The organism is Emticicia sp. (assembly GCF_043780375.1).
GTDB lineage: Bacteria > Bacteroidota > Bacteroidia > Cytophagales > Spirosomataceae > Emticicia.
Window position 1 is genome coordinate 1 of record NZ_JAYWCU010000293.1, and the last position, 7,556, is coordinate 7,556.

The window sequence follows — 7,556 nt, forward strand, 5'->3', positions numbered from 1 at the left end:
GGTCGTAAACAAAAGAAAAGAAGTTATCGTCGTTTGTGGATTGTCCGTATTAATGCAGGTGTGCGTCCGTTAGGAATGTCATATTCTGTACTTATCGACAAACTTGCAAAGGCAGGCATCGAACTTAACAGAAAAGTATTAGCCGACTTAGCGATGAACCATTACGATGCGTTCAAAGCAGTTGTAGAAAAAGTAAAGTAACCCTACAAAGGATAAGGTTTTTATCTAATAAGGTTTATATGTAAAAAGCGTCAATTTAATTGACGCTTTTTTTGTTGGTGTTAAATAAGGTTCCCTTTCATGGGCGTGGGGTTAGCTTTCAATAATCAGTGTTTTTAGCCCTTTCCATTTACCTTCTTTATCTTGCCCAATTAGATAGGCTTCAATTTCAACCCTTCCTGCCCGCAAATATTCTAAGTTTGTTAAATTATTAACAACAAGCTCTTTTACTTTGGTAAAATTTACAGCTCTATTTTTTTCCAAATCAGTCCACCATTCTTTTTCTACCAAAATAGGCTCAAAGAATCTTTCCCATGGTAAAACCTCCACTCTTACAGCAGGAGTAACTCCAATGTATTTACGAAAAAGTATTGTATCAAAAGGAGGAGCATTATCAGCTTGCCAATCAATTACTCTAATTTTTTCATCTGATTCACTTGGAAATAATAAGCCATCAACATTTGCAGTTAATAATTCTACGAATGATTTCTCTGAATTTTGTTCGTTTTCGCTCACTTTTAGTAGTTTAGTAAATTTCTTTTATGATTTCTGTTACCAATCAATGATTTTAGCGTCAAATATCCGAAAATAATTTCAATAAATTTGGAATTAAATGTAAGTAAAATAGTAATATTGTGCCAATTAACAACCATTAAATCTTAAAAAAATGTTAGAAGTATTGCAAGGTCTTATTCAACAACACGGACAAAGTGCTGTAATCGATAATCCTCAGGTTCCAAACCAACACAATGAGGGAGTTATGAATGAAGTAATGCAAGGCCTGATGGGCGGTCTTTCAAACCAAGCAAACTCGCAAGGTGGACTTGGTAGCCTTTTAGGTTTGCTGGGCGGCAGTACAGGCAATGGTGGTGGATTGATGTCAAATCCAATCGTTGGGAACATCGCTCAGAGTGTAATTGGAAACTTGATGAATAAATTCGGTTTGTCAAATTCGGCTGCCGCTGGTGTGGTTGGAAATATGCTTCCATCAGTTTTGGGCGGACTTATCGATAAAACAAACGACCCTAATGATAGCTCAATTGACATTGATGGACTAATGGGTGGTATTACTGGTGGAAAAACTTCTGGTTTCGACTTTGGAAGTTTGTTAAGTCAAGGTGCAGATGCAATGAAGGATGGCAAACTTGACATGAGCGATCTTATGAATATAGCTGGTGGTTTTATGGGCGGAAGCAGACAACAAACCCAACAAGGTGGTGGTATTGGTAGTTTGTTAGGCGGTTTATTTGGCAAATAATTTTTAGAAATATTTAGAAGAGGGGTCATATAATTTATGACCCCTCTTTTGCGTTTTAGTTGTCTAATAATTTCTTAAGATACTGACCTTTACTAAAAACAACGACCGTTTAATCAAAAAATATAGTAATTAGATTTACTTTTTCGTTATTTTGTGTTTTAACACAACAACTTTTAAATAATTAAAATATAAATATTCGATATGAGAATTAATTTTCTACCTTTAATTATCTCATTTCTGGCGTTTGGCTTAAGTTCTAAAGCTCAAATTTCCATAACTTTTCCAATGGAAAAAGCTGTTTTTCAAAGAAATCTAAGTAATCAAGCAACAATTAATATTACAGGAAATTATACTTCTCTCATCAATACCGTTGAAGCACAACTAAAAAATGCTTTTACCGATGCTATCGTTCTAAATTGGACAACGATATCTTCAAGCCCAAGTAAAGGAATTTTCAGTGGATCGCTTTCAAATATTTCTGGAGGCTGGTATAAGTTAGAAGTTAGAGGCAAACTTAATGGCAATGTGGTTGGTATTACTACCTTAAATCGGGTTGGAGTAGGTGAAGTTTTTATTATTGCAGGACAGTCAAATGTTCAAGGGCTTGAAGGAGATAATGGTGAAGTTGGAGCAAATGACGAACGAGTACTTTCGCATAATGAAAAAACAGAATTTGCACAATGTGACCTTAAATTTCCAAATTACCCAACATTTACTCAAATATTTAATAATGGTAGTACCAGAAGTTATTTGTCTAAATCAGGGCTAAATCCTTGGTGTTTTGGAAAATTAGGAGATAATTTAGTAAGTAGGTTGGGAGTACCAGTCGTGTTTTTTAATGCTTCAGCCACCGCTACTTCTTCTCAAAATTGGAAAGAAAGTTCAGATGGATTATCTACTATTAATCATTACTCTGGCTTACAATATTGCAATACCGTTGGAACTCCCTATGATGGTTTAAAAAAAGTATTAAATTATTATGCATCAATTTTTGGAGCAAGAGCAGTTTTATGGTTTCAAGGAGAAACGGATAACTACGCAAATACTCTTACTGACGGTACCACATACGTTTCAAATATAAATTATGTTATTGATAAAAGCCGCTCACATTTGGGTAGTACTATCCCTTGGGTTATATCAAAAGCAACAGTTTTTGACAAAAATGCCAATGGTGGCTCAGGAAATCCCAATAGTGCTATCATTAATGCACAAAACTCATTAGTAAATAATGGCAACAAGGTATTCTCAGGTCCATCGACCGATGATTTATTAGGTTCAAACCGTAGTGATGAAGTTCATTTCTTTGGAGCAGGGCTGATCGAATTCGCCAACCGTTGGGATGCATCATTAAACGTTGATTTTTTCAATAATGCAACGCCAATAACGGCAAAAGAATTGCCGATTATTAGTGTAGGGTGTCATTCTGCCACCGAATTTCGTTTGACTGCACCTTCAGGTTATACTAATTATAAATGGATTAGAATAGATATTGGTAATAACGATATTGAAGATACGCCAGAAGCAACTACCCAAAGCATTAATCGTGCCTCAGGAACTTATCGTTGTTATTTAACTGATAATCAAGGAAATATAACTTTTACCCAACCTTTTACTGTTCAGGATGTTAGTAATAATTGTACGGCTTGTACAAGTATTACCCATCTATCTAATTTAACTCCTTTTTATTCTACAAATGGTTATGGACCAATTGAAATGGACCAAAGTAATGGACAGAATGGAGCTGGCGATGGAACAACTATAAAGCTTAAAGGTGTAAGTTATGTAAAAGGTATTGGTGTTCATGCCAATTCAGAAATCAAATATTATTTAGATAACAATTTTGGTAGGTTTATTACGGATATTGGTATTGATGATGAGGTAAGTAATGCCACAGAAGGTACTACAGTTATATTTAAGGTTTATAAAGACAATGTTTTGAGTTATTCAAGTGCTGTATTAAATAAAAATTCAGCTACGGTAAAGCTCAATATTGATGTTACAAACGTCAACGAATTGAAATTGGAAGTAAATGATGCTGGCGACAATTTTTTTGCTGACCATGCCGACTGGGCAGGTGCAAGGCTACATTGTGTCGATGCTCAAGCCCCTTCTGCTCCAACTTCATTAATAGAAAGTAATATTGGACAAAACTGTGTAAGACTTACTTGGTCGAGCTCAACTGATAACATGGAAGTTGAAAAATATAATGTTTATCGAGATAATGTATTAATTGGAAGCACAAATGCACCTACTACAATTTTTCAAGTAACTGGTCTTTCGCAACTTAACTATTATCAATTTACAGTGAAAGCAGTAGATTATACTGGAAATTTGTCAAGCCAAAGCAATTTAATAGAAGTTGTTACACTGCAAAATCCGTTTATTTCAACCTCAAATAAAATAATAAATATTGGTCAATCATCATCTCTCACTGCTTTTGGTTGTAGTGGAGGCACATTAAATTGGTCAACTGGTTCTACAACTAACCCAATCACTGTTAGCCCAACCGATACTACTATATATACCGTTACATGTACAGTGGGGAGTTGCATTAGTATCGTAGCAAGAGATACTGTCAAAGTAATTCCTAATTGTAAGACCAGTTATGTACTTAATAACAAAAATAATATTGGTGGTACTGCAAATAATCTAATTTTTAGTGCTTCTCAAACTATTACTGCCACAAATATTATTTTCTTACAATCAAAAGTTTCTTATAAAGCAGCTAAATCTGTTACTTTATTACCTGGTTTTCAAGCCACTTCTGGAACTGTTTTTACTGCATTAATTGCTGGTTGTGTCAATGGACCAACGTTTGACACTCAGTCGTCACCCCCACCTGAGACTCAAGCTGCCGATAAACCAAAAATGTCGCCTATCATTCAAAACAAAGAATAATTTTCTGCCAATGTGTCAGTATTTTCTGCCAAAACAACGCTTGGCACTTCAATTGATGAAGTGTTAGCAAATCTAATTTGCATACATAATACTGACACAAATAATATGGGAAAAATCATTGGAATTGACTTAGGAACAACCAACTCGTGCGTTGCCGTGATGGAAGGAAACGAGCCAGTTGTAATCGCCAACAGCGAAGGTGCACGCACAACCCCTTCAATTGTAGCTTTTTTGGAAAACGGAGAAAAGAAAATAGGTGCACCTGCCAAACGTCAGGCTATAACAAACCCGAAAAACACAATTTCTTCAATCAAACGCTTCATGGGTAAACGCTTTACTGAAGTTGGTAGTGAATTGAAAACTATTAATTACGATGTAGAGCAAGGAGCAAACAATACGCCACGAGTTCGCATTGGAGATAGACTATATACACCACAAGAAATTTCGGCATCTATTCTTCAAAAAATGAAGCAAACTGCCGAAGATTATCTTGGCACAACCGTAACAGAGGCTGTTATTACAGTTCCTGCTTACTTCAACGATGCCGAGCGTCAAGCAACTAAAGAAGCTGGCACAATTGCAGGTTTAGATGTAAAACGTATTATCAACGAGCCAACCGCAGCAGCTTTGGCTTATGGTCTTGACAAGCAAGGAAAAGACATCACGATTGCTGTTTTTGATTTAGGCGGAGGAACTTTCGACGTTTCAATCTTGGAATTGGGCGATGGAGTTTTTGAAGTAAAATCAACCGATGGAGATACACATTTAGGTGGAGATGATTTCGACCAAGTAATTATTGAGTGGTTAGCTGACGAATTTAAAAAAGATGAAGGCATAGACCTTCGTAAAGATGCAATGGCTCTTCAACGCTTAAAAGAGGCCGCAGAAAGAGCTAAAATTGAATTGTCGAGTTCAGCTCAATCTGAAATAAATTTACCTTATATCTTCCCAGTTGATGGTGTTCCTAAGCACTTAGTGAGAAGTTTGAGCAGAGCAAAATTTGAGCAATTGGCCGATACCCTCATCCAAAGAGCAATGGAGCCTTGTAAGCGTGCCATGAAAAACGCAAACATGAGCAATAGCGACATTGACGAAGTAATTTTGGTAGGTGGCTCAACTCGTATTCCGAAAGTACAAGAAGAAGTAGAGAAATTCTTTGGCAAAAAACCTTCTAAAAACGTCAATCCAGACGAAGCAGTTGCAATTGGTGCAGCGGTTCAAGGTGGTGTTTTGACTGGTGAAGTAAAAGATATTTTATTGCTTGATGTTATTCCTTTATCGTTAGGAATTGAAACTTTGGGTGGTGTATTTACTAAAATGATTGAAGCAAATACAACAATTCCAACAAAGAAAAACGAAACGTTTTCAACAGCAGCAGACAATCAACCTTCAGTTGAATTACACATTTTGCAAGGTGAGCGTCCAATGGCAACACAAAACCGTACTTTAGGACGTTTCCACTTAGATGGTATTCCACCTTCACCACGTGGTGTGCCCCAAGTAGAAGTAACTTTTGATGTAGATGCGAATGGTATTTTACACGTTGCTGCAAAAGATAAAGGAACTGGTAAAGAGCAAAAAATTCGTATTGAAGCATCTTCTGGTTTATCTGATGCCGATATTCAGAAAATGAGAGACGAAGCAAAAGCCAACGAAGAAGCCGACAAAGCAGAAAAAGAGAAAGTTGAGAAAGTAAATGCTGCTGATACGATGATTTTTACAACTGAAAAACAGTTGAAAGAATATAGCGATAAACTTTCTGAAGGCAACAAAACAGCCATCGAAAGTGCATTAACTGAATTAAGAGCGGCTCACGGTACTAAAGACCTTGCAGCGATTGACTCAGCAATGGAGAAAATAAATACCGCCTGGCAAGCTGCTTCGCAAGAAATGTACGCTACGGGTGCTGCTCCAACTGGTGCAGAGCAAAACGACCAAGCAAACTCTTCAAGCACAGGCACCGAAGAAGGTGTAACAGATGTGAATTATGAAGAAGTGAAATAAGTTTCTCTAAATCATATAAAAAGCCCTCAATTCTAACGAAAAGAGGGCTTTTTTGTGCAAAATTCATCGAAATATTCAATCATGTATTGTCTTGAAATGGGTTTATACAAAAACATATTTCTTTAGTTATTATTCATAACTTCAATTATAAACTTATTTCAAGACAAGACACACTATAGTTAAAAATTCAACATAACGCACCGAGGGAGCAAAATCGAAAAAAACAAGTGGGAAAACTATTAACAAAAGGAGATATTACTATTATTTCGGTATAAAAATGAACTATCAGAGAGAATATTGAAATTGGAAGTATTACATTAAGTTTTTTTTATTATAACTTTCAATGTATTCGGTATAATTTTTGTACAATAATAATCATACAAATACCTTAAATGTATTGAAAAGAATACCTTTTCAATGTTTTAAAGTTTACTAGAATAATATATAAATGGTTACTTGATAAAAATCAAAATTCTCAAGTTATTTAATTAGATGACAAACACCATGCCAAACTATAAAACTTACTCAGATTCGCTTTAAATAGGAAAGTTAGAGAATAGAAAAAGTTTGTATCTCAATTAAATTACTTTTATGGCAAAAACTTAGATTTAGATTATGACAAAAATAGTTTATTAACCTTTTTTTGTTCCATCCATTATAACCGTATTAGTATTAATTTAAATTCACCAACAATTCTATGCAAAGATGTATTTCATTAATAATAAATAGATTAAAAGAGTAATTGAAAAATAATTATACTATTATATGTAAAAATGTGAGATTCAATCCTCACTTAAACATAATTCTTTACAGAGGTGCTTTCTTCAAATTAAACAAATGATAATGCATTAGTATTATTGTTTTTATTTAACCAAAAACTTAACATCTTTATCACTGCAGATTATGAAAACCATTATGAGTTCAAATTACTATCACAATTCACTTAACGAGTTAATACAAAAACACTTACCAGAAGAACATTTAAAACACAAATTTATGACTGAGTTTTTAAAGTCAACAAACGAATTGTGTGTCACTTTTGAAAATGAAAAAGAACAACTAAAAAGTTTAGTGCGGCCAAGTGAAAGGAAATACGCAGAGATTAATGCACAACTCAAGGAAGAAATTGAGCACCGTAGAGAATCAATACATAAGCTCATGGAAGGCATAAGTAAAC

5 protein-coding genes and 1 pseudogene are annotated in these 7,556 nt (G+C 34.9%); 5 read left to right on the plus strand and 1 reads right to left on the minus strand.

The annotated features are described in order from the left end of the window. Nucleotides 1-201 (plus strand): 50S ribosomal protein L20 (gene rplT / locus ACH2CJ_RS21415; RefSeq protein ID WP_394996521.1); only part of this gene is annotated, 201 nt, incomplete at its 5' end. 111 nt (nucleotides 202-312) lie between these two features. Here the strand turns inward: rplT and ACH2CJ_RS21420 are convergent. Then, on the minus strand, nucleotides 313-735 hold the full coding sequence (locus ACH2CJ_RS21420) for a nuclease A inhibitor family protein (RefSeq protein WP_394996524.1): 423 nt from the start codon (nucleotides 733-735) through the stop codon (nucleotides 313-315). Nucleotides 736-886: 151 nt separating this feature from the next. On the opposite strand from ACH2CJ_RS21420, the gene ACH2CJ_RS21425 reads away from it, so the two are divergent. From ACH2CJ_RS21425 to ACH2CJ_RS21440, 4 genes and pseudogenes are all read left to right on the plus strand, one after another. Then, nucleotides 887-1,477, plus strand: a complete 591-nt coding sequence (locus ACH2CJ_RS21425; RefSeq protein WP_394996527.1) for a DUF937 domain-containing protein — start codon at nucleotides 887-889, stop codon at nucleotides 1,475-1,477. Nucleotides 1,478-1,762: 285 nt separating this feature from the next. Then, complete coding sequence (locus ACH2CJ_RS21430) at nucleotides 1,763-4,375, plus strand: NPCBM/NEW2 domain-containing protein (RefSeq protein WP_394996530.1); 2,613 nt, start codon at nucleotides 1,763-1,765, stop codon at nucleotides 4,373-4,375. A gap of 105 nt (nucleotides 4,376-4,480) precedes the next feature. After that, complete coding sequence (gene dnaK, locus ACH2CJ_RS21435) at nucleotides 4,481-6,379, plus strand: molecular chaperone DnaK (protein ID WP_394996532.1); 1,899 nt, start codon at nucleotides 4,481-4,483, stop codon at nucleotides 6,377-6,379. Nucleotides 6,380-7,282: 903 nt separating this feature from the next. Continuing rightward, a pseudogene (locus tag ACH2CJ_RS21440) lies at nucleotides 7,283-7,556 on the plus strand (hybrid sensor histidine kinase/response regulator); the annotation flags it as partial.

Coding starts and splice junctions, on each gene's coding strand:
- dnaK (WP_394996532.1), top strand. CDS start 4,481: ATGGGAAAAATCATTGGAATTGACTTAGGAACAACCAACTCGTGCGTT.
- ACH2CJ_RS21430 (WP_394996530.1), top strand. CDS start 1,763: ATGGAAAAAGCTGTTTTTCAAAGAAATCTAAGTAATCAAGCAACAATT.
- ACH2CJ_RS21425 (WP_394996527.1), top strand. CDS start 887: ATGTTAGAAGTATTGCAAGGTCTTATTCAACAACACGGACAAAGTGCT.